Origin of the sequence: Roseobacter litoralis Och 149, assembly GCF_000154785.2 — a bacterium.
Lineage (GTDB): Bacteria > Pseudomonadota > Alphaproteobacteria > Rhodobacterales > Rhodobacteraceae > Roseobacter > Roseobacter litoralis.
The window spans coordinates 2,592,828-2,616,174 of sequence record NC_015730.1 but is presented as its reverse complement, the minus strand read 5'-3'; the positions used below and the strand labels follow the sequence as shown (position 1 = coordinate 2,616,174).

20 protein-coding genes are annotated in these 23,347 nt (G+C 58.0%); 9 read left to right on the top strand and 11 right to left on the bottom strand.

Features of this window, described 5'->3' with window-relative positions:
- Positions 1–39 precede the first annotated feature (39 nt).
- From RLO149_RS12400 to RLO149_RS12385, 4 genes are all read right to left on the bottom strand, one after another.
- Positions 40–513, bottom strand: a complete 474-nt coding sequence (locus RLO149_RS12400; RefSeq protein WP_013962440.1) for a thioesterase family protein — start codon at positions 511–513, stop codon at positions 40–42.
- A 474-nt stretch (positions 514–987) separates the two neighbouring features.
- Positions 988–2,499 carry an Asp-tRNA(Asn)/Glu-tRNA(Gln) amidotransferase subunit GatB gene (gatB, locus tag RLO149_RS12395; RefSeq protein WP_013962439.1) on the bottom strand — a complete coding sequence of 504 codons (1,512 nt, stop codon included), beginning with the start codon at positions 2,497–2,499 and terminating at the stop codon, positions 988–990.
- 126 nt (positions 2,500–2,625) lie between these two features.
- On the bottom strand, positions 2,626–3,108 hold the full coding sequence (locus RLO149_RS12390; protein ID WP_013962438.1) for a hypothetical protein: 483 nt from the start codon (positions 3,106–3,108) through the stop codon (positions 2,626–2,628).
- Entirely contained in the window at positions 3,092–4,387 is a 1,296-nt protein-coding gene (locus RLO149_RS12385; RefSeq protein WP_013962437.1) for a hypothetical protein, read from the bottom strand. The genes RLO149_RS12390 and RLO149_RS12385 overlap by 17 nt, the downstream gene beginning before the upstream one ends.
- Before the next feature lie 224 nt (positions 4,388–4,611).
- On the opposite strand from RLO149_RS12385, the gene RLO149_RS12380 reads away from it, so the two are divergent.
- On the top strand, positions 4,612–5,232 hold the full coding sequence (locus tag RLO149_RS12380; RefSeq protein ID WP_013962436.1) for a transglycosylase SLT domain-containing protein: 621 nt from the start codon (positions 4,612–4,614) through the stop codon (positions 5,230–5,232).
- A gap of 12 nt (positions 5,233–5,244) precedes the next feature.
- Here RLO149_RS12380 and RLO149_RS12375 read toward each other — a convergent pair whose 3' ends face one another.
- From RLO149_RS12375 to pepN, 3 genes are read right to left on the bottom strand one after another with little or no spacing between them, the layout of a single operon-like run.
- Positions 5,245–5,682: a hypothetical protein gene (locus RLO149_RS12375; RefSeq protein WP_013962435.1), complete on the bottom strand. Its 438-nt coding sequence runs from the start codon at positions 5,680–5,682 to the stop codon at positions 5,245–5,247.
- Entirely contained in the window at positions 5,672–6,412 is a 741-nt protein-coding gene (locus RLO149_RS12370; protein WP_013962434.1) for an SDR family oxidoreductase, read from the bottom strand. The genes RLO149_RS12375 and RLO149_RS12370 overlap by 11 nt, the downstream gene beginning before the upstream one ends.
- 3 nt (positions 6,413–6,415) lie before the next feature.
- The gene (gene pepN, locus RLO149_RS12365) at positions 6,416–8,965 is read right to left on the bottom strand and encodes an aminopeptidase N (RefSeq protein WP_013962433.1); all 2,550 of its coding nucleotides are present in this window, start codon (positions 8,963–8,965) and stop codon (positions 6,416–6,418) included.
- Positions 8,966–9,067: 102 nt separating this feature from the next.
- Between pepN and RLO149_RS23960 the strand changes: the two genes are divergently transcribed.
- The 4 genes from RLO149_RS23960 (at position 9,068) to RLO149_RS12350 (ending at position 12,720) form a co-directional block, all read left to right on the top strand.
- Positions 9,068–9,235 (top strand): hypothetical protein, encoded by a 168-nt coding sequence (locus RLO149_RS23960; RefSeq protein WP_013962432.1) that lies wholly within the window; start codon positions 9,068–9,070, stop codon positions 9,233–9,235.
- Positions 9,236–9,246: 11 nt separating this feature from the next.
- Positions 9,247–9,399 carry a DUF2256 domain-containing protein gene (locus RLO149_RS23170; protein ID WP_083825460.1) on the top strand — a complete coding sequence of 51 codons (153 nt, stop codon included), beginning with the start codon at positions 9,247–9,249 and terminating at the stop codon, positions 9,397–9,399.
- Between the two features lie 98 nt (positions 9,400–9,497).
- Positions 9,498–11,645, top strand: coding sequence for a malate synthase G (locus RLO149_RS12360; protein ID WP_013962431.1), 2,148 nt, complete (start codon positions 9,498–9,500; stop codon positions 11,643–11,645).
- Positions 11,646–11,943: 298 nt separating this feature from the next.
- Positions 11,944–12,720, top strand: coding sequence for a gamma-glutamyl-gamma-aminobutyrate hydrolase family protein (locus tag RLO149_RS12350; RefSeq protein ID WP_013962429.1), 777 nt, complete (start codon positions 11,944–11,946; stop codon positions 12,718–12,720).
- A gap of 129 nt (positions 12,721–12,849) precedes the next feature.
- Here RLO149_RS12350 and RLO149_RS12345 read toward each other — a convergent pair whose 3' ends face one another.
- Positions 12,850–13,608, bottom strand: a complete 759-nt coding sequence (locus RLO149_RS12345; protein WP_013962428.1) for an SDR family NAD(P)-dependent oxidoreductase — start codon at positions 13,606–13,608, stop codon at positions 12,850–12,852.
- Between the two features lie 298 nt (positions 13,609–13,906).
- On the opposite strand from RLO149_RS12345, the gene RLO149_RS12340 reads away from it, so the two are divergent.
- The 4 genes from RLO149_RS12340 (at position 13,907) to RLO149_RS12325 (ending at position 19,303) form a co-directional block, all read left to right on the top strand.
- Positions 13,907–14,356, top strand: coding sequence for a methyltransferase family protein (locus tag RLO149_RS12340; RefSeq protein WP_013962427.1), 450 nt, complete (start codon positions 13,907–13,909; stop codon positions 14,354–14,356).
- A gap of 125 nt (positions 14,357–14,481) precedes the next feature.
- Positions 14,482–16,056 carry a Re/Si-specific NAD(P)(+) transhydrogenase subunit alpha gene (locus RLO149_RS12335; protein WP_013962426.1) on the top strand — a complete coding sequence of 525 codons (1,575 nt, stop codon included), beginning with the start codon at positions 14,482–14,484 and terminating at the stop codon, positions 16,054–16,056.
- Between the two features lie 13 nt (positions 16,057–16,069).
- On the top strand, positions 16,070–17,566 hold the full coding sequence (locus RLO149_RS12330; protein ID WP_013962425.1) for an NAD(P)(+) transhydrogenase (Re/Si-specific) subunit beta: 1,497 nt from the start codon (positions 16,070–16,072) through the stop codon (positions 17,564–17,566).
- 453 nt (positions 17,567–18,019) lie between these two features.
- Complete coding sequence (locus RLO149_RS12325; RefSeq protein WP_013962424.1) at positions 18,020–19,303, top strand: DUF3422 family protein; 1,284 nt, start codon at positions 18,020–18,022, stop codon at positions 19,301–19,303.
- An 81-nt stretch (positions 19,304–19,384) separates the two neighbouring features.
- Here RLO149_RS12325 and RLO149_RS12320 read toward each other — a convergent pair whose 3' ends face one another.
- The 3 genes from RLO149_RS12320 to RLO149_RS12310 form a co-directional block, all read right to left on the bottom strand.
- Positions 19,385–20,362 carry an ABC transporter permease gene (locus RLO149_RS12320; RefSeq protein ID WP_013962423.1) on the bottom strand — a complete coding sequence of 326 codons (978 nt, stop codon included), beginning with the start codon at positions 20,360–20,362 and terminating at the stop codon, positions 19,385–19,387.
- Positions 20,355–21,362, bottom strand: coding sequence for an ABC transporter permease (locus tag RLO149_RS12315; protein ID WP_013962422.1), 1,008 nt, complete (start codon positions 21,360–21,362; stop codon positions 20,355–20,357). The genes RLO149_RS12320 and RLO149_RS12315 overlap by 8 nt, the downstream gene beginning before the upstream one ends.
- Positions 21,363–21,482: 120 nt before the next feature.
- A complete protein-coding gene (locus RLO149_RS12310; protein ID WP_013962421.1) occupies positions 21,483–23,213 on the bottom strand; it encodes a peptide ABC transporter substrate-binding protein in 1,731 nt (576 codons plus the stop codon).
- Positions 23,214–23,347 lie beyond the last annotated feature (134 nt).

Sequence of the window (23,347 nt, the reverse complement as noted above, 5' to 3'; positions counted from 1 at the left end):
GGGTGCCGCGCAATCGGGACGCGGCGTCGCAATTGCATGTCATCGCGGAATTCCGATCCGCCGGCCAACCCTGTGCGGGCGTGGCAATTTGGCATGGGCGTCATGCAGCTTTTTCAGGTTTGCTAATACATGGGGCGGCATGGCTGCGACCTTCGGCCCGGACTGATCGACATGCAGGCCCATCGCCTCGCCTGTGGCGGCACACCAGCCGTCCTCGTGCCAGATTTCCTGATAGAAGTGAAATCTCTTTTCATCAAAATCGATCAGTTGCAGCGTTACCGTAACAGCATCATTGAGGTGAAGTTCGCGCAGATAGCAAATGTGGAATTCCGCCGTGTAGGTCGTAAATCCGGTTTTCTGATAGTCAGGCCCAAATCCAATTTCCGGATAGATTTCATCGCCAGCCTCGTCAAACAAGACCGCGTAATAGGCCATGTTCATGTGACCGTTATAGTCGATCCATTCGGGGCGCACGCGTGCAACGGAGGATCGGAAGGGAACAGAGAGGGACAATTCAGGCCTCCACAAAAAGATTACGACATTTGCGCTGAGGCGAAAGACTAAGCAAAGTCGAAGCACTGCTCAAAAGGTTTTCTCCCTGCGAGGGCTTTGCAATTGAGCGGTGTAAATCGTGACCGTTCAAACCCCGCATGAATGATGAATGTACCACGGGTGTGAGTCCACCGCTCGAATGCCGCGTATTATAATTGGCGTTATATGCTTATGACTTTAAACGCCATCGCTCTTGCCGAAAACCTGTCCGAGGTGGTCATGGATGAGGGTCATGCACCCCGTAGAGCACATCAAAGGGTACCACAGCGATACTCACGGGTGCCGTAGGAGCTGGCTTGAATATCATGCCGGACACCGGGGAAGCACAATGCGCGGTGATCTAGCCAACGACAACGGACGCCGCCGAGGAAGTTGACGATACATCGGACAAGAGTTGTGACATATGATTGCAAAGCGCGCCTGACGTCGACGGCGTTAGCCTGCCAGCTTTTTGGCGACCAGTTGGTTGACGGCCTTGGGATTCGCTTTGCCGCCCGTTGCTTTCATCACCTGTCCCACGAACCAGCCGGCAAGTTTCGGGTTTTCGCGCGCCTTGGCCACCTGATCGGGGTTGGCGGCGATGATTTCATCCACGGCGGCTTCGATTGCGCCTGTGTCGGTGACCTGCTTCATGCCTTCGGTTTCGACAATCTCCGCCGGGTCACGCCCGGTGGTATAGCAAATTTCAAAGACATCCTTGGCGATCTTGCCAGATATCGCATCCGAGGCGATCAGATCAATGATGCCACCTAGTTGTGCGGGGCTGACCGGGCTGTCCGTAATGGCGTGGTCTTCTTTCTTGAGACGCCCGAACAGTTCGTTGATCACCCAATTGGCCGCCATCTTGCCATCCCGGCCAGCCGCCACAGCCTCAAAATAGCCCGACGAATCCAGATCGGCGGTCAGCACTGAGGCATCATAGTCCGACAACCCGAAATCATCCCGGAACCGCGCCTTTTTGGCGTCAGGCAATTCGGGCAGGTTGGCGGCGATGTCATCCACCCAAGCTTGTTCGATCTCGAGCGGCAACAGGTCGGGGTCGGGGAAATAGCGGTAATCATGCGCTTCTTCCTTGGAGCGCATGGAGCGTGTCTCATTCTTGTCCGGATCATAGAGGCGGGTTTCCTGATCAATCGTTCCACCTGCCTCGACAATTGCGATCTGGCGGCGCGCCTCGACGTCAATGGCCTGCTGTATGAACCGCATTGAGTTCATGTTCTTGATTTCGCAGCGCGTGCCCAGATGGCTGAAATCCTGCGTGGCCTGGTATTTTTCATATTGCCCGGCCCGGCAGATCGACACGTTCACATCGGCGCGCATGGCACCCGATTGCATGTCGCCGTTACAGGTGCCGAGATAGCGCAGGATTTGCCGCAATTTGGCGAGATAGGCCGCAGCCTCTTCGGGCCCGCGGATGTCGGGGCGGGAGACGATCTCCATCAGGGCAACGCCTGTGCGGTTCAGGTCCACAAAAGACATGTTCGGGTCCATATCATGGATGGACTTGCCCGCGTCCTGTTCAAGGTGAATGCGTTCGACACGGACCAAGCGCGCGGTGCCATCGCCCATTTCTACCAGAACTTCGCCTTCGCCCACGATCGGGTGGTACAACTGGCTGATTTGATAGCCCTGCGGCAGATCGGGGTAAAAGTAATTTTTGCGATCAAACGCGCTGTGCAGGTTGATCTCTGCCTTCAGGCCAAGTCCGGTGCGCACGGCCTGCTCAACGCAGAATTCGTTGATCGTGGGCAGCATGCCGGGCATGGCCGCATCGACGAAGGACACGTTGTTGTTCGGCTCGGCTCCGAATTGGGTCGAGGCCGCCGAAAACAGCTTCGCAGCGGAGTTGACCTGCGCATGCACCTCCATACCGATGACCAGTTCCCAGTCATGTTTCGCCCCGGAAATCACCTTGGGTGCGGGGGTCTCATAAGTCAGATCGAGCATGGGCAGTCTCCCTCAGGTCACACGTCATCGACCGAGGGTTTAGGCCAGTGGGCCACTTGCTGCAAGTGTCTGTTGTGTGCGGCTGGGCGCGTCGCATGCCGGGTGTTTTGACAGGGACGGTCCGGCCTAAAAAGCATGAGGCAGCGATTTCCATGCGACGCGGTAGGGCCCGTCTTTGGATTTGGGCAGATCAGCGCGGCTGATCATCCGGGCCTTTGACGAGAAATCATCCGAAATTTTCACAACGATCAAAGTCACAAAGGGTTGCGACAGATCGACCTCCACGTCGTCTGATCGGCTGTGCGGCGCCAGCCAGCTTATTTCCACACCTGTCTGCGCGCAGGTACGGTCTGGCCCCTCCAGCGGAAGGTCACAGAAAATCGCGGCATGTACATGTGCGATGTGCTGGTAGACCGGCAGGTGGTGGCCTGTCATCTCGAAATACCCTTTGGCGGCGCGCAACAGGCTGATGTGAAGCGCCGTGATCTGCGCCAGCTTGTCCTGTGCTGCAGCCGCGCAAGGGCTGTCATCGACCCCCAGAGAGGTACGATGCCATTCTATCCAATCGCCAGTGTCCCAATGGGCGGCGTCGTCAGGTATCTGTCCCATGATGTGTCCTTTCCTGCTTGCTTGTGCAATCTGCGGCGACGGGTCCGTCGACGGTAAACGTGATGTGCTGTCCCTTGCCGATCTCGTGCCGGAACAATTTTGCCAGGGTGCGCAGTGCTGTCTGCCGTCCCTTGGCTGCGAACCAGCGTGATGAGCGCACGCGCGCAGCGTTATCAAATCCGCAGGCGGCGTGCGCCCAGACCATGGGGTGCACTTCTTTCAGATGCTTGCGCACGATCCAGTGTGCGCAATCTGCGATCTGTGTACGCACGCCATCCGCCTTGGGGTTGCCGGTCCGCTGTGCGCCAATCGTCTGGGTACAATAGGCCGCCGCCATATTCGCTGTGTGCTGATCGGTCTGACGAGTCAGTATATCTTCGAGGCCCTCGATAAAGAATGTCACATCCAGATTGGCGCAGGCCACAGGGTCATCGGTCAGTGTGTCGAACATCACCCAGGTATACCCACCAGCACCCCACGCATTATGCGTGCGCGCCGCCGTGCGGCGGGCTTCGATCTCGACGTCTTCATGGCTGCCGTACCAGCGCGGCGAAAGATAGGTCCCCAAGGCGCGCATCGACGCCGGGTTCAACGGGTTCAGGTCAATCAGCGTCTCGTAATCCCGCGCCAGACGCGACTGTGGCGATATGCTTTGCGCGTTGAGCATGCACCACGTTGTGTAAAACAGCGGGGAACTCTCGGACAGATGCAGGAATGGCGCGAGAATGGCGCGGGCCCGCTCGAAATGCGTGTCAAAAGCCGGCTGCTTCCGGGGTGATCCGCGGAGTTTGCCTTCGCTTCGGCGACTGGCCCAGCCGATGTCCATATGCGCCTGTGCCACGGTAATGGCCCGGTACGGGTCGCCCGGCGCGTTCGCGATCATCCGTTCCAGCGCGTCGATCCCCTCAAACAGCGGTGCGCCGCGCGGCGGGCAGCCATCCACGAAGGCATGTTCAACAGCCGCCACCACATCGGCACGCGCGCCGTAGCACAACAATTCTGCCACGGGCATCGCTGCCGGCGTGATTGAGCGCGTCAGGTCTGCGACGGCGATTTCCCGGCTCAGTGTTTGCCACTTCTCCTGTCGGGCGAGGAATTGTCCGCGCATCTGGTGAGCATCGCGAATGCGTTCTTCTTCGGTTGGATCAGGGCAGGGAACAGTCAAGGCATCGAGCGCATGCTCTGCCGGATCATCCTGCCCGAACAGCGCCGGTGCCGGTGTGGCATGGCGCACCGGTCTGAACAGGTCTTTCAATCCAAGCATTGTCGACAAAACCATCTACCCGCGTCCTCAGCTTCAACAGCCCTTAAACTGCCGTTGGTTTGGGGCCGAAAGAAGGCGCGCGCGCGGAGATATCACGATGATTGACCCCGAAAGGTGAACAATATGCAGGGGTTGTTCCCGGATCACGAACGATGTCAGCGGGTTGACATGGTCTCGCCTTGAATACGCCTGCGGATTGCCGCCGATCAGTTGTGTAGTGTCTTGTCAGGACAACAAAAATGGACGCATATCAGATTATGAAATACGCGATTGTTATAAGTTTGAGTGCTCTTTTGGTGGCAGGGTGTCAGGAAGCAAGCAGTAATGCCGGGGCCTTGTCAGACACGGACTTGCCGCAGATGCGCTGGAGTGCCGCCCCCGGACAGGCAGAATGGAATGAGGCCGCACTTGAGGCCCTTGATGGCCACGGCGCGCCGCTGGTTCAGATGGTGCCGGAAGACATAGAAAAATGGTGCCCGGCCTATCCTGAGGCCGACGAAGCGGGACGCGAAGCCTTCTGGATCGGCTTCATGTCCGCACTGGCCAAACACGAAAGCACCTACAAACCCACCGCCGTGAACCCGAATGGCAAGTGGTTCGGGCTGCTCCAGATATCGCCCGCGACCGCGCGCGGATATGACTGTCAGGCAGGTTCGGGCGAGGCACTCAAGGACGGCGGCGCAAACCTCAGTTGCGCAATCCGGATCATGGCGGTGACCGTGCCGCGCGATGGCGTGATCGAGGATTATGACGGGCGATGGCGTGGTGTGGCAGCGGACTGGGGGCCGTTGCGCGTGCCCTCCAAAAAGCGTGACATTGCCGGATGGCTCAACGATCAGCCCTTTTGTCAAAGCGAGTAGATTGCCGCCGGATCAGCCAATCAGCGAAAAATGATGCCGCTCGGTAAGGATGCCCCGGGCGTTGAGCGCCGCTTCGAGCAATTCGTGATGCGGCGTGCATTCATAGGGCAGTCTGATCTTGCGCCCGCTGGTCAGAACAGCCGTCGCCCGCACTGAAAAATCCAGCCGGGTATCAAGGCGAAAGCGGTCAATCTCGGACCAGTTGATCGCCGCCTGCCTGCGCCCGGTGAACCACGTTATCTGATCGGGGCGAAAATCGAGGCCCGAGGCCGGGTTCGTGTAAAGTTCCCAAAGTGCGGGCAGGGTAAAAGCCGCGATGGCCAGCATCAGCCAGAGCGCGGCATCCACCGTGACACTCAACACGATCAGCACGCTCCATACGCCCGCAACGGTCAAAAGAGCGGCGCGGCTGCGTCCCTGACGTCGAAAGCTGAAATCGTCAGCGTCCACCCGTCACATCCAGCGTGGACCCCGTGACATAGCTCGCCTCGTCAGAACACAGCCACAGGATCGCCTGCGCCACTTCTTCGGCAGAGCCTTTACGCTTCATCGGGACCATATGGGCCAGCTTGTCGGCGCGTCCCGGCTCGCCGCCCTTGGCGTGGATTTCGGTCTCGATCAGGCCGGGGCGGATGGCCATGACGCGGATATTATCGGCGGCAACCTCATCCGACAGCCCCTTGGTAAAGGTGTCGATGGCCGCTTTGGAGGCAGCGTAATCCACGTATTGATTGCCCGACCCCAGACGCGCCGCCGCCGAGGATATATTTACAATTACCCCGCCATCGCCCTGCGCCTGCATCCGCTGCACGGCGGCTTTGGCCACCAGAATGGCCCCGATGACATTGATGTCGAACATGCGGCGCAGACGCTCGTAGGTCATGTCGGTGACCTTGGCGGTCTGATCGACCACACCTGCATTGTTGATCAGTGCATCCAGCCGCCCGTAGGTCGCATCAATGCTGGCATAGATCGCATCAATGGCCACCGGGTCAGATACGTCGCCCTTGCACATCAGCACCTCAGCACCTGCGGCGCGGCAGCTTTGGGCCACGGCTTCAGCCCCCGCATCATCCGAGCGATAGTTCAGCGCCAGATCGAAACCGCGCTTGGCGGCGATGGTGGCGCAGGCCGCGCCTATTCCGGCAGAGGCTCCGGTGATCAGCATGATAGGTTTCATCGCTCAGCTCCCTCTTATTCTGGTCAGCATTTCAGTGGTGTCACGCGACAGATCGGGCGTGGCGAGGATACGGTCGAGGGCTGCCGCGATTTTCTGTTGGCGCGCGTCGTCATAGCGGCGCCATGTCTGCAAAGCCGAGCACATGCGCGCGGTTGTCTGCGGGTTGACCGGGTCAAGCCGGATCAGCCAGTCAGCCAGCAGGCCATAGCTTTGCCCGTCGGCAAAGTGAAAGCCCGCATGATGCGCGGCAAGGCTGCCCATCACGGCGCGGAAGCGATTGGGGTTCTTCCAATTGAAATCCGGATGTTCCGTCAGGCGGGCGGCGGTCGCAGCAGTTTCGTTGGGGTCGGCATGGATCACTTGCATCCCGAACCATTTGTCCATCACGAGCCGGTCATGTTTCCATTGTTGCTCAAAAGCCTCAAGCTCATCCGCGCCCTCATTGATGCGCAACAACACGCCAAGTGCTGAAAGTTGCTGTGTCATATTGTCGGCACTGGTGAACTGCGCGCGCGCGCGGTCAGGGCCGTCGATCAGCGACACCAGCCGCAGGGCCGCATTGGCCAGACTGCGCCGCCCGGATTGATCGGCATTTGGCTCGTAGGGCTCTGTTACCTGATGGGCATCGAAGAGGGCGGGTAACATATCTTGCAACCGCTCCGCCTGTGCGTGGCTCATGGCGCGGCAGGCGTCCCAGATGGCCTGCGGATCAGGCGTTTCGCCCATGTCACAAAGTGATTTGACCAGATCGGATTGCCCCGGCAGGTTGAGCATCAGCGCGCGGTAGGCGGGATCGAGTGTTGCGTCCCCCACGACCGCATGGATGCCATCCAGATAGGCAGGATCGGGTGCGGCATCGTCCGTGATCATCTTGAGCAGGCTGGCGCGCGCAAGACTGCGCCCTGCCTCCCAACGGTTGAACGGGTCCGTATCATGGGCCAACAAAAACGCGGTATGTTCGGCTGCGAGTTCACTTTCAAGCACGACGGGGGTCGAAAAACCGCGCAGCACCGAAGGGACGGGCCGTTCCTTAAGCCCTTCAAAGGTGAAGGACTGTGTCGCTTGCGTCATCTCGAGTACCTGACTGGGCACGACTTCCTCGCCTGAAGGTCTGAGCAACCCGGTCACAATCGGGATGACCTGTGGCTGCGGGTCCGGCGTTGTTTCCGAGGCCGGGAGGTTCTGGGTAAAGGACAGGATATAGGTGCCGTTATACCATGCGTCCTTGACGGTCAGGCGCGGGGTGCCTGCCTGCGAATACCAGCGTTTGAACTGGCCGAGGTCGCGCCCGGTGGTGTCTTCAAACACCTTTAGCCAATCCTCAATGGTGCAGGCCTGACCGTCGTGTCGTTCAAAATAGAGATCCAGCGCCTTGCCATAAGCCTCAGCCCCCACCAGACAGCGCAGCATGCCAATGACCTCAGCGCCTTTTTCATAGACAGTGGCGGTATAGAAGTTATTGATTTCCTGAAAACTTTCGGGCCGTACCGGATGAGCGAGCGGGCCCTGATCTTCGGGGAATTGCCGTGCGCGCAGATCAATCACATCCGTGATGCGTTTCACCGGCGCCGAGCGCATGTCAGAGGTGAACTGGCTGTCGCGATAGACCGTCAGCCCTTCCTTGAGGCACAGCTGGAACCAGTCGCGGCAGGTGATGCGATTGCCTGTCCAGTTGTGGAAATACTCATGCGCGATGATCGCCTCAATCCGCAAGAAATTTTCGTCGGTGGAGGTTTCAGGCGAGGCAAGAACGGCTGAGGAATTGAACACGTTCAAGCCCTTGTTTTCCATCGCGCCCATGTTGAAATCATCCACCGCCACGATATTGAACAGATCAAGGTCGTATTCACGGCCATAGACTTCCTCGTCCCATGTCATCGACGCCTTTAGGGCGCGCATGCCAAAGGCGCATTTGCCCTCGTCGCCGGGACGCACATAGAGGTTCAGATCGACGTTGCGGCCTGAAGCAGTGACGAAACTGTCCGAATGCGCCACCAGATCACCGGCGACCAGCGCAAAGAGATAGGCGGGTTTGGGCCATGGGTCGTGCCATGCGGCATGGCCTTGCGACGTGCTGATCACATTGCCATTGGACAACAGCACCGGATGGGGCCCGTTGATCTCGACGTTGAAAACGCTCATCACATCGGGACGGTCCGGGTAATAGGTGATCTTGCGAAATCCCTGCGCCTCGCATTGCGTGCAATACATGCCATTGGACATGTAAAGCCCTTCGAGGGCGGTGTTGTTTTCGGGGTCAATCTCGACCTCTGCTTCCCACAGAAAGGGCGCGTCAGGCACCGGGCAGGTCAGCCCCTCTGCAGAAACCTCAGGGTGAACAGGGGTGCCATCTATACTTGCCGACACCAATGTGAGGTTCTCACCATCAAGGAACATATCAGAGGGTGCACCGGGCTTTGGCACAAAGGAAATACGGCTTTTGACCCGCGTCTTTGTAGGGTGCAGATCAAAAGTCAGCTCGACTTTCTCAACGTCGAACCCAAATGGCGTATAGTCTTTCAGATAAATCGTGGTGGGGGCTGCGTCGCGCATAGGTCCTGCATCTTTCTGGGAACGATTGGGTTGCGCCAGACGTTAGGTCCACAAGGGCCCGCCGACAAGGTGGGTTTACACAAGAACTTGAAAGGAAGCTCCATGTCAGCGCCTGACGTTAACCTCGAAAAACAAAAACACCGGCATCGCAGAATGGTTTTAGGTATTTGGATTGGTGTGGCTATCGCCGGCTTGGTCGGTATCGCCGCCGTGATCGCCATCTTTGGGTTTGGTGCCGATCTGCAAGACGCCATCCCACCTGAATCGTAGGGTACTGGATCATGAAAACGCGCCGAAAAGGGGATTTGCCGCAGAAAATCTGCGCCACCTGTGGCAGGCCGTTTGCATGGCGCAAGAAATGGGAAAAAGTTTGGGATGAGGTGCGCTACTGCTCGAAAAAATGCAGTGGGCAGCGCAAGCCCCCTGCAACATGACATATCTTTTTGTTTCCGGACACTGATCCGGTTGCCTCATCGTGGCAAACTGCCTAAAGCGCTTGTGGTGAAAAGACTGCACAAAAGGAAGCGCGCGCATGACCGGATTTCAGACAAAATGTGAACTGCAGGTCGCTGATGTACTTGTCTCTTTCATAGAGGACAGCGCATTGCCGGGTACGGGCATAGAGGTGTCGACCTTCTGGTCCGGATTTTCTGACCTCGTGCATGGGTTCGGCTCCGAAAACCGGGCCTTGCTGGACAAGCGCGCAGAAATCCAATCACAGATAGATGACTGGCATATTGCGCATCGCGACCAACCCCACGATCATGAAGCCTATTCGGCCTTTCTGCGGGAGATCGGATATCTGGTTGAGGACGGTCCCGCCTTTGAAATCGATACGGCAAATGTTGATCCCGAGATTGCCAGCGTTCCGGGTCCACAGCTTGTGGTGCCCATTACCAATGCGCGCTATGCGCTCAATGCGGCCAATGCGCGTTGGGGCAGCTTGTATGACGGATTTTATGGCACCGATGCCATGGGCAGCCCGGCTCCTAAGGGTGGGTATGATCAGGGGCGTGGCGCGCGGGTTGTAGCACGTGCGCGGGTGTTTCTGGACGAGGCATTTCCGATTGTCGGCACCAGCCATGCGGATGCCCGGCGGTATATCGTGCACAAGGGGGCCTTGCTGGTGGATGATCAACCGCTTGTCAGCCCGGAAAAATTCATCGGACACACGGGCCATGCCAAAGCGCCCGACAGCATCGTGCTGTGCAACAACGGCCTGCATGTGAAACTGGTCTTTGACCGCACGCATGCGATTGGCGGGCGCGATCAGGCAGGCCTTGCCGATGTGCAGATGGAAAGTGCGGTGTCCGCGATCATGGATTGCGAAGATTCTGTCGCATGCGTCGATGCCGAGGATAAGGTCGTGGCCTATGCCAACTGGCTTGGTCTGATGAAGGGAGACCTCGAGGACTCCTTTGAAAAGGGTGGGAAGATACTCACCCGGCGTCTCAACGATGATGTGACGCTGACCGGTCCGCAAGAGCAGGACGTCGTGCTGAAAGGCCGGGCCTTGATGTTGGTACGAAACGTCGGTCATCTGATGACGAACCCCGCCATTCTTGATCGCGATGGCAATGAGGTCTTTGAGGGCCTGATGGACGCTATGATCACCACGCTGATCGCGATGCATGATCTCAAACGGGCGGGCGGCAATTCTCTGACCGGGTCCGTCTATGTAGTCAAACCCAAGATGCATGGACCCGAAGAGGTCGCCTTTGCGGATCGCACGTTCACGCATGTCGAGAACGTGCTTGGCCTGCCGCAATACACGGTCAAGCTGGGCATTATGGATGAAGAGCGGCGTACGTCCGTGAACCTGAAAGAATGCATTCGCGCCGCCAAATCGCGGGTCGCCTTCATCAATACCGGGTTCCTTGACCGGACGGGCGATGAAATCCACACCTCGATGGAGGCAGGGCCCTTCAGCCGCAAGGACTTCATCAAGCGCAAGGCGTGGATTGGCGCCTATGAAAACCAGAATGTCGATATCGGGCTGGAATGTGGTCTTTCGGGGCGCGCGCAGATCGGCAAGGGAATGTGGGCCATGCCGGACCTTATGGCCGCGATGCTGGAGCAAAAGATCGAACACCCCAAATCGGGTGCAAACTGTGCCTGGGTGCCAAGCCCGACAGCGGCCACGCTGCATGCGTTGCACTATCACAAGGTCGACGTCTTCGCAGTGCAGGAAAAACTGCGCGCGGGCGGTCGGCGAGCCTATGTCGACACGGTGCTGGATATCCCGCTGGCAACCTATCAGAAATGGACGACCGAGCAGGTGCGCCGCGAGGTTGAAAACAACGCGCAGGGCATTCTGGGCTATGTGGTGCGCTGGGTCGATCAGGGGGTGGGCTGTTCTAAAGTGCCTGATATGAACAACGTTGGTCTGATGGAAGACCGCGCAACCTGCCGCATATCGGCGCAACATATTGCGAACTGGTTGCACCACGGTGTGGTCGATGCGCAGGATGTCATGGCCGCGCTGCGCAAGATGGCAGAGGTGGTGGACGCGCAGAACACCAGCGACCCTGCGTACATGCCCATGGCACCGGGCTATGATGGCATTGCGTTTCAGGCCGCCTGTGATCTGGTGTTCAAGGGCCGTGTTCAGCCCTCGGGCTACACAGAGCCTGTCTTGCATGCACGCCGGCTGGAGTTGAAGGCTCTTGCTCAGGACTAAGGGTCTGCGAAAAGTCGACGATCACAGTGAGAGTAGCGCGGGCCCTTTTTCATCGTATGGATGAACGAACCCGCGCGTTCGCTGTAACGGGGTTTCTCGATGGAGCGCATTTTTGGCGCAACCGCGCGACAGCCCCCTGTCGCAATCGGATAAGACTCTGGCCGGGCGAAGGCTGCGTGTGCGAAAATCTGGCAGATGGTCTGGTATTTCTAATTCGTGTCATCGGCGTTGTGAACACGGTCTGTTAACCTAGTTTCGTCGAAGGTATAGTACCTGAAAGCTACAAGAGGGATGCAGAATGGCTCGTCCGGTCATCGGAATTATTGGCAACGCTTACATGTTGCATGATGAATACCCCGTGCACGCGGGGGGGACGATGAATTCTGCAGCCATCGCTGAGGTGTCCGAATGTATCCCTTTCATCGTGCCCTCAGACCCAAGCTACGTCAGCGTTCCTGATCTGCTTGAGGTCTGCGACGGCTTTTTGTTCACCGGCGGGCGGCCCAATGTGCACCCTGAGGAATACGGCGAGCCTGAGACCCCCGCACATGGTGAATTTGACCGTGCGCGCGATGCGGTATCGCTTTCTCTGATCCGGGCGTGTGTGGAACGGGGGCAGCCGTTCTTTGGGGTGTGCCGTGGTTTTCAAGAGGTCAACGTGGCCATGGGTGGCACGCTTTACCCTGAAATCCGCGACCTTCCGGGGCGTATGAACCACCGCATGCCGCCGGACGGGACGTTGGAGGAAAAGTTTGAACTGCGCCACGCCGTGCGCTTTTCCGATGCGGGTGTTTTCCACCGTTTGATTGGCGCGCAAGAGGTCATGACCAACACCCTGCACGGGCAGGGGATCAAAACCGAAGGCGACCGGATCGTGATCGATGGCCATGCGCCCGATGGCACGCCCGAAGCGATCTATATTGAGGGCGCGCCGGGGTTTACGCTGTCTGTGCAGTGGCACCCGGAATATAACGCAGCGGCAGATCCCGTTTCGCGCAAGCTGTTCTCGGCCTTCGGGGATGCCGCGCGCATGTGGGCGACGCAGGGCAGGGCGCAAGCGGCACGCGTCGCCTGATCGCAAGGCTGCGCCGTTTGGGTCAGGTAGTCTCCTCGGCGCGCGCTGGGCTTTCCTATGTGTTGTTTTAAGCAGCGGTTTGTACGTCGGCACTTTTGACGCAAACGTGGGTGTTTGAAAAAAACACGGCTACATCTGCCCGCCTGCGATTTCGATGGCCTGACCGTTGACGCTTGCTGCTGCTTCGGAAACGAGCCACATCGCAGCCGCTGAGACCTCTTGCGGGCTGATCAGGCGGTTATGGCGGTTCGCAGAGACCATGATCTCGCGTGCCGCTTCGGAACTGACGCCTGCGCGGGTTGCAATCGCCTCCGTGTTGCGCGTTACGATCTCAGTGTCGACATAGGCAGGGCACAGCGCGTTAAACGTAATGGGCTTGCCCAGATAGTCTTCGCTCAGGCCGCGGATCAGTCCAATCATGCCATGTTTTGACGCGGTGTAGCACGATGCGCCCTGTAATCCCCTCAGGCCGGCGACTGAGGATACGGCAATCACCCGTCCCCACTCCGCGCCACGCATGGATGTGAGCGCTTCACGAATGGTCAGAAATGTCCCGTCAAGGTTGGTGGCCATCATGTTGCGCCAAAAGTCCAGATCGGTTTTGTGCAGGGCGCGCCCCTCGGCGATACCGGCATTCGCGACACAAATCTGAACGGGTCCGCGGGCGGCGACGGCGCGTTCTGTCGTGGCGATCACATCATCTTCCGAACGGACATCCATCGCCATGGCATGCAGCCCGGCTGTGTCGGCCGCAACCGCGTCCAGTACCTCCTGCCTGCGTCCGGTAATGGTCACTTGCGCGCCCGCTGCGGCAAGGTCTTTTGCGATGGCAAGCCCAATGCCTGTGCCACCGCCTGTCACAATCGCATGTGCATTTGCCAGTGTCATGCATGTCCCTCCCTTGGGTTGCCAGCAGTTTAGAGAGGTCGTCGCGCAGCGCAAGCGGCGGGTGTGATCATCAACGTGTGACGTTAGCCTGTAAGACGGTGCGGGGACGTGATCTGAGGGTGCGGCGCTGTGATTGACCTTTAATCAGCGGATCAAAAATCCGATGGCGCAAGTCGCAGCGTTGCGGGCCATCGGAAATGAAGTTACGCAAGGGCGTCGTTCGTTTTCTTCGGGGGTGATCACTACCCTCAGGGCGATGCGATTGAGACATGAAAACCCGCACAACAGGAGACGTGCAATGAAATGGCTCGACTTGCCGCCGGTCTGGACGCTGGCCTTTTTCACGATTGCCTCGGTTCAGGCGCGCTTTTTTTCGCTGGGGTTGAGCCTTGCGCACCCGGTCACATCGCTGCTGGCGGGCTTGCTCGTCGGGGCGGGGGTGGTCCTGATCCTTCTGGCCGCGATGGAGTTCAAACGTCACAAAACGACCATCGTTCCGCATCAGGCGCCTGCCCAACTGATCCAGACCGGCGTGTTCAAACGCAGCCGAAATCCTATCTATCTGGGGGATGTTATTTTATTCACCGGACTGATGTTGTGGCTGGACGCGGTCTTGTCCCTCGTGCTGGTCCCCGCGCTTTTCTGGGTGCTTGAGACGCGTTTCATCATTCCCGAAGAGGATAAATTGCGCCGCACATTCCGGGCAGATTTCGCGCGATATGCCCAGAAAACGCGCCGCTGGCTATGACATACAGGGTGTCTGAGCCAACACAGACTATCTTGCACCTTGTACCTTGGCCCTGTTGACGCTAGTGGACATCGCACTTCTGTGCACCAGATTGCTCAAAAACGTATCAGACGGGGGAGCTAAAATTGAAGATCGGAACACCAAAAGAAATTTTTGAGGGCGAAGCGCGCGTTGCCATGACGCCGGACAGCGCTTTGCAACTGCAAAAGCTTGGCCATACTTGCGTGGTGGAAAGCGGCGCAGGCCACAGCGCCGGTTTTTCCGACGCGGATTATGAGGGCGCAGGCGTAGAGGTTGTCAAAACCCCCGCCGCCCTTTGGAAGGCTGCGGACATCGTCGCCAAGGTGCGGGTGCCGTCCGATGCCGAGATGAAACGGCTGCGCGCGGGGCAGACGCTGATTTCCTTCTTCAGCCCTGTCGCGGATGAAGACAAGATGAAGGCCGCCGCAGACAAAGGCGCCACAGTCATCGCAATGGAAATGATCCCCCGGATCAGCCGCGCCCAGAAAATGGATGCGCTAAGCTCCATGGCCAATATCGCAGGCTACCGGGCCGTGATTGAGGCGGGCAACAACTTCGGTCGGTTCTTTACCGGTCAGATCACGGCGGCGGGCAAGGTCCCACCGGCCAAGGTTCTGGTCGTGGGCGCTGGTGTCGCCGGATTGGCCGCGATCGGGACATCTACGTCTCTGGGCGCGATCACCTACGCATTTGACGTGCGTCCCGAAGTCGCCGAACAAGTTCAGTCCATGGGCGCGGAATTCGTCTATCTGGACTTTGAAGAAGAGCAACAGGATGGTGCGGCAACAGGTGGCTATGCCTCTGTGTCCTCGCCAGAGTTCCGCGAGGCACAACTTGCCAAGTTCCGCGAGTTGGCACCAGAGGTTGATATCGTCATCACTACGGCGCTGATCCCGAACCGCGAAGCACCCGAGCTTTGGACCGAAGACATGGTGAAATCCATGAAGGCAGGGTCGGTTATCGTCGATCTGGCTGCGGAAAAAGGCGGTAACTGCAAACTGACCGTGATGGACGAAAAGATCGTGACCGACAACGGTGTGACGATTATCGGCTACACGGACTTTCCAAGCCGGATGGCCACGCAGGCTTCGACGCTGTATGCGACCAACATTCGCCATTTGATGACGGACCTGACGCCGGAAAAAGACGGTGTCGTCAATCACAACATGGAAGACGACGTGATCCGCGGTGCCACGATTGCGCATGCCAAGGAAGTCACCTTCCCGCCGCCCGCGCCCAAGGTTGCTGCCATCGCGGCAGCCCCCAAGAAAGAAGCGCCCAAGGAACTGACGGCCGAGGAAAAACGCGCCAAGGAAACGGCGGAGTTCAAGACACAAACCCGCAATCAGGTGGCTTTGCTGGCGGTCGGTGCCGCGCTGGTGCTGGCGGTCGGCCTTGTCGCGCCTGCCAGTTTCATGCAGCACTTCATCGTGTTCGTTTTGTCCGTGTTCATCGGTTTCCAGGTGATCTGGGGCGTGGCGCACAGTCTGCACACGCCATTGATGGCGGTGACCAATGCGATTTCGTCGATCATCATTCTGGGGGCGGTTATCCAGATCGGGTCAAGTTCATTCCTGATCACGATCCTTGCGGCGCTGTCGGTCTTTATGGCGTCGATCAACATTTTCGGCGGCTTCCTTGTGACACGGCGCATGCTCGCCATGTTCCAGAAATCGTAAGGGGTAGGGAACAATGGAATTCGGATTTACTATTGCAGCCTATGCGGTTGCGGCTGTTCTCTTCATCCTCAGCCTTGGCGGCCTGAGCGGTCAGGAAAGCGCAAAACGCGCCGTCTGGTACGGCATTGTCGGTATGGCCATCGCGGTTGTCGCGACCTTGATGGGCCCCGGTCAGGGCCTTGGCATCGTTTCAATCGTGCTGATCGCGCTTGGTGCGGCGGTTGGGTATCAGCTGGCCACCAAGGTCCAGATGACGCAGATGCCCGAACTTGTGGCGATCATGCACAGCCTTGTGGGTTTGGCGGCAGTTTTTGTCGGCTTTAACGCCGACATCATGATCAACAACATGAGCGCGCTTTTCGTGGAAAATGGCGGCGTGCTGGGGGCTGTTGGCCCGGATGGCTATACGGCCATTGGCCTGCCCAAGGAAATCTATGACGGTCTGTCGTCCTTCGGGCAGTTGATCGCCAAGAAATCCAATGTTGAGATCAACATCCTCAAGGTTGAACTTGTTCTGGGCATCTGGATCGGCGCGGTCACCTTCACAGGTTCGGTGATTGCCTATGGCAAACTGGCGGGCAAGGTGGACACATCGGCCAAGAAGTTGCCGGGCGGTCATATGCTGAACGCGGGTGCGGCGGCTTTGTCATTGCTCTTTACCGTGATGTATCTCGGTGGCTCGGGCAGCTGGACGTTGGTGCTTTTGACGCTTCTGGCGTTGTTCATCGGCTATCACCTCATCATGGGGATCGGGGGGGCGGACATGCCCGTGGTTGTCTCGATGCTGAACAGCTATTCCGGCTGGGCGGCGGCGGCGATTGGTTTCTCACTTGGCAATGACCTGCTGATCGTGGTGGGTGCACTCGTGGGGTCCTCCGGCGCCATCTTGTCCTACATCATGTGCAAGGCAATGAACCGGTCGTTTGTCAGCGTCATTCTGGGCGGCTTCGGTGGCCCTGCAGGCGAACAGATGGCCGTTGAGGGCGAACAGATCGCAATCGAGGCGGACGGTGTCGCATCAGCGCTCAATGAGGCCGACAGCGTCATCATCATTCCGGGATACGGCATGGCTGTGGCGCAGGCTCAGCAGGGTGTCGCCGAACTCGTGCGTAAACTGCGTGTCAAGGGCAAGACTGTGCGCTTTGCAATTCACCCGGTTGCGGGTCGCTTGCCGGGACACATGAATGTGCTCTTGGCCGAAGCCAAGGTGCCCTATGACATCGTGATGGAAATGGACGAAATCAACGATGATTTCCCGTCCACGGACGTGGCGATTGTAATCGGGTCCAATGACATCGTGAACCCTGCGGCACAGGATGATCCGAACTCTCCCATCGCGGGGATGCCGGTTCTGGAATGCTGGAAGGCGAAACAGGTTTTCGTGTCCAAGCGTGGACAGGGGACAGGCTATTCGGGCATTGAAAATCCGTTGTTCTTCAAAGACAACACGCGGATGTTCTATGGCGATGCCAAGGCCAGCCTTGATAAACTCCTGCCGATGATCGACTAAAGCCGTCACCCGTCAGGAACTCTTGCGAGTGAGGCGTGGAAGCGAAATAGAAAGAAAGCCCGATACGCGCGTATCGGGCTTTTTTAGTGGGATTTGGAAACTGTTGGTCACTGTTCGCACTTGACCGTTCCAATGCGCGGTTTTGGTTCCTGCGCCCTTGATGTACGTCGTATCGCAGGCACGTAGTTCGACATAGCGCAAACGTGCAAGCTGTCGCAGAGCCGGGGAAAATCCTTGTTTGCCAGAAGCACTGGCCGAAAAGCGCGTCCTTTGGCGTGTTGTGGCTAAGTGGTGCTAATACGGTGCTTTTCAGGCTGCGCGGGAGTGGCCTGCGGGTGAGGTTGTGTCGTCTGTATACGATTGCACTCTATTAACGCATTGAAAACTATTCAGAAAATAATTGACATCGGTTGGTTCTACGCTATCCCTCAACCTATACCGGAGATATATTTGATGCCGCCAATCGACGATCACCCGTTACGCTATAAAATGGCGAATGAACTGCATGCGCGGCCGTTTCCGTCGATGGAAGCGCCTTGTTCTGCGGCATATATTGCGATCAAGCAGCCTAACGACGCGGTCAGCCGCGATCGCCAGAAAGACCTTGATCACCTGATCATGCTGCTGGATCGTTATGGTGCGCCTCATCCGCAACCCGGTGCAACGCATTACTACGGTCAGATCGGCAAACACTGGCTCAAGTGGGAGCAGCACACGGAGTTTGTTACGTACACGGTGTTTCGCGAAAGCGCGCCCAAGCGTGCGTTTGACCCGGCAGAATTTGAGGTCTTTCCGGCAGATTGGCTTGAACAAGCGCCCGGGCAACGGGTGACATCTGTGCTGATCGACATTCGGGAGCGCCCGGAAACGGATGCTGAAATCACTGAAAATCTGGATGAATGGTTTGTGACAGAGAGTCTGGCCGCTGCCTGTGTTCTGGATAATTCAGGCGTGGTTGCAGGCGATTTTCGCATAGATCAAAATGGGCATTTGCGGTTCGCAGTCTTTGCCAACACGGGGACCACGGATCGGCGTGTCGGGCGGATCGTCCAGCGGTTGTGTGAGATTGAGACCTACAAATCCATGTCGATGCTGGGGTTCGCGCGGGTGCGGGTGTTGCAACCAAAGCTGAACACGCTCGATACTCAACTCACCAGCCTGATGAGCGCTATGTCGGACGATAAAGCCAGCGCCGAAGACACATTGAACGACCTTCTGTCTATTTCGGCTGAGCTTGAAACATTGTCGGCGCAATCCTCCTTTCGCTTTGGGGCGACCGGGGCCTATGAGGCACTTGTCAATCAGCGTATCGAAGCGCTGCGCGAGGAACGGTTTCAGGGGCGCCAGCATTTCGCCGAGTTCATGATGCGTCGCTATGCGCCGGCCATGCGCACCGTTACGTCAGCACAGGGTCGGCTCGATGCCATGTCGAGCCGGTCTATCCGGGCTTCGAACCTGTTGCGCACGCGGGTGGATGTGGAGCGGTCGGCGCAGAACCAAGCCTTGTTGGAAAGCATGGATCAACGATCGGATCTGCAATTGCGGCTGCAACGCACCGTTGAGGGGCTGTCGGTGGTTGCCATCAGTTATTATGCGGTGTCTCTGGTTGGTTACACTCTGTACCCGATGGCGCAGGCCACGGGTATCACCAAGGGCACGCTGACCGCATTGGTCACGTTGCCGGTTGTGGCGTTTGTCTGGTGGGCCATCCGCCGTTTACGGGCCAAGGTCGAGTAGATCAGGTGTATTTTCGGGTGCGGCGCAGCGGCGCTCTTTCGGCTACGCGAAAGACGCCCCGCCCGCCGTCCCACAGCATTCTCAGCGTCCGCGTATGCGCGGGTCGAGTGCGTCGCGCAGCCCATCGCCCAGATAATTGACGGATAAGACCGTCAGCGAGATCAGTATACCGGGCAGCATCACGCGCTCCGGGAATTCTTCCATCCGTGGGACGGCATCTGACAAGAGCTTGCCCCAGGTCGGGAAGTCTGACGGAAAGCCCACGCCGAGAAAAGACAGCGCGCTTTCGGTTATGATTGCCGTGGCAAGCCCGAGGGTTGCCGAGACCATGATCGGTGAGATCACATTTGGCAGCAGGTGGCGGCGTATGATCAGGAATGGTGTGGTGCCAATGGAGCGGGCGGCGAGCACAAATTCCCGTTCTTTCAGTGCGAGGATTTCGCCCCGCACAATCCGGGCTGTGGGCATCCACGACGTGATCCCGATGACGCCGACGATCAGGATGAACATGCCTCCTTCGGGACCGAAAGCGGCACGCAGCGGTTGACGAAAAAGGGTGACGGCCACCAGCAGCAAGGGCAGGATCGGAAGCGACAGGAAAAGGTCTGTGATGCGCATCAGGATACCATCGAGGCGCTTAAAGTATCCCGAAGTCACCCCGACCGCCGTGCCAATCACCAAAGACAGCACCATCGCAGCCCAGCCGACCGCGAGAGAGGCCTGTCCACCGGCAATCAGCGTGGCCATGATATCCCGGCCCAGATTGTCCGTGCCCAGCGGGCGCGACCATAGCACTTTGGCATCGCCGTCCCACAACGCGGTGTAAATGGGGCGCAGATCCTTGTTACGGATGTCGAGCGCTTTTGCGTCGACCTGCCAGATCAGCGGACCCAAGAGCACAAAAAGCGTGATGAAGGCCAGAAAGCCGCCCCCGATCAACGCGCCCTTATGCTTGCGAAACTGATCCCAGACATCTTTCCATTGCGAGCGCGGCTCTTTTTGCGGTTCTTTATCCTTGAGCGCGCCGAAGTCTTCTATTTCTGCATTCTGATCAGTCATAGCGGATCCTCGGGTCAAGCACGCCGTAGAGCACGTCTGCGATCAGGTTGAAGAAAACGATCAGGATCGCGAAAATGAACGTTAGCGTCATGACCATCGGCAAATCGTTTGCAAAGAGGGCCGTCAGCAGCAACTGACCAATCCCGTTCACCTTGAACAGGGTTTCGGTGATGATGGCACCGCCAAAGATGGACGGTACGCCCAAAGCAATCACGGTAATGATTGGGATCATCGAATTGCGCAGGACATGCACCATGACCACGGTGCTTTCCTTGAGGCCCTTGGCGCGGGCGGTGCGCACGTAGTCCTGATTGAGGTTGTCGAGCATCGAGGCCCGCATGAAGCGGCTGATCTGCGCGGTGGTTTGCAGGGCCAGAACCATGACAGGCATGATCATCTGTTGGAGTTGCACCTTGAAGCTGGCCCAGTCCGTGACCTGATGGGTGGTGTCATAGATCGACGGGAACCAGCCGAGATTGACCGAAAAGATCACGATGACCAGAACGCCGGAAAAGAACGGCGGGATTGAAAAACCGATCATCGATACGAATGTGCCGGCCTGATCGAAGAGCGAATACTGTTTGTAGGCAGAGTAAATACCGATTGGCAGGGCAATCAGGATACCCACGATATAAGACATGCCAACCACCCAGAGGGTCTGTGGCAGTCGCTGGATGACGATATCCATCACCGGTGAGCGGGTCTGCCAGGAGATGACGCGCAATTTGCCTTCGGAAAACGACGTGCCAAACCAGTGGTCAATCAAAACCTGCGGCTCGACCCAGAAGAACTGCACCAGCCATTTCCAATATTGCACATGGATCGGCTCACCAAGACCAAGCGCCTCACGCATCAGCTGTTTGACTTCCGGAGGCACCGTCAGGGGCACTTGCGACATCGGATCGCCTGGCGCCAGTTGCAACAGAAGGAAAATAACGATGCTGATGAAAAGCAGCGTTGGAATTGCAAGAACCAGTCGCCTGATGGTGTAAGTCAGCATGCCTGCGCTTTCATTGCGTCGTTCTTGTTATCTTTGAGGGCCGTCTTGCCGTCTGGCAATTGCCCTGTCGCGATTGATCAGCAGGGCAGGCCGGATGGCGCTGCCCTGCTCAATTTCCAGTCACCCGTCGTTGCGGTACCAGTCGGCGATATTCCATAGCTCGCTGTCCCAATCCGACATCTTGACCCCGCCGAGTGTATTGGCATGCGCTGATGGGCTGCCGCGGTGGATGAGCGGGATGATCGACCAGCTTTGGACAAGCATGTCGTTCATTTTCTTGGCCAGTTCACCGCGTTCGGCGAGATCGGTGGTTGTGGACATCTGTTGCACCAATGCGTCGTATTCCGGATCGCAGAAGCGTTGCATGTTGTTGCCCTGCCACTGTGTCTGCGGGCGCGGGATGTCGGCGCAGACCCAATTGCCCATATAGGCTTCGGGATCGACCCCGGCGAAGTTATTGGTGTACATCTCTACATCTGCATAGAACTTCTGGAACGTATCCGGTGAGCCCGGATCGCCGCCAAAGAAGACTGACCCGTCGATATTGCGCAACTCGGTTTCAACACCGATCTGGCGCCACCAATCCTTGATCAGGGCCTGCGTGTCCTGGCGCACGGCATTGGTCGATGTCTGGAATAGAATGGACAGTTCGACCCCATCCTTGTCGCGCGCACCGTTGCCGTTTGTATCAACCCAGCCGGCCGCATCCAGAATTGCGTTCGCGCCGTCAATGTCCTGTACGAGGCAGGCATCATTCGCGGTTGACGCATAAAGTTCGGGGGCGGGCAGAACGTTGCAGGTCGGCTGGCCGCCCGCACCATAGCCGATCTCATCGATCAGATCGCGGTCGATCGCCATCGAAAGCGCTTGTCCCACGGCAGGGTCAGTCAGGAAGGGGTGCGGGTTTTCGCCGTTCAAAAAGACCGAACGTTTGTCCGGGCCAAGCGATGGGTCGGCATTCGTTTGGTTGATCATCAACCGCTCGACTGACGTGCCATAGGCTGTGATCACTGTGCCTTTGCCAGCCTCTTCCATGCGTGACAAGACATCGGGTGCAAGCTGCAGGTTCCAGGCATAGTCAAATTCGCCTGTTTCCAGAACCGAGCGCGCGGCGGCTGCGGCATCGCCGCCACCCTTCAATGTGACCCGCGCAAAAGCGGGTTTGTTCGCGTCGCGATAGTTTTCATTCGCAACATAGATGATTACGTCGTTCGGGCGGAATTCCTCCACCACGAAGGGGCCTGTGCCGATCGGGCCGAAATTGGCTTCGGTACACTCCGGTGCACGCGCGCCAAGACAGTCCTGAAACTGCGCTTTTTGCAGGATTGGGGCCTCAGCACCGACAAAGGCTGTGTATGGAAAAGGTTTGGGGCTGTCGAAGCTGATTTTCACGCCGCGCTCGCCCACGGCTTCCACTGAACTGATGCCGTCGAAATAGCTCAGCGATGCGCAGCCACTTTCAGGATGGGTGCAGTACTCATGTGTGAACAGAATGTCATCGGCCGTAACTGCGGTGCCATCAGACCAAACAAGACCCTCGCGCAGCGTCCAAGTTATTGAGGTCTGATCAGCCGCCACGCCACCATTTTCAACCGTCGGGATTTCTTCGGCAAGCCAGGGGACCATCTCGCCCGCTTCGTTGAACCGCGCCAGGGATTCCAGAACAAGGCTTGCCGCTTCGTTTTCCTTTGTACCACCGGACAGGAAAGGGTTGAGCGTTGAGGGGGCCTGCCAATAAATAATGTTCAGTTGGCCATCGCGTCCCCGCTCGCCCTCATGTCCAACCGCAAGGACGGCAGGAGCAAAGCTGGCGGTCGCTATTGCGCCCATCAGTAATGTTCTCAGTTTCATAATAATCTCCAAATTGGACACCGAAATGCCGGTTCTTCCCATGCGTTCTAAACGCCTTTTTGTTGAGCGGCAGGGTGGAACCGGTTCGGCACGGCGCGCAACCGCCGGCCATTTTAAACAGGCTCCACTGAGCG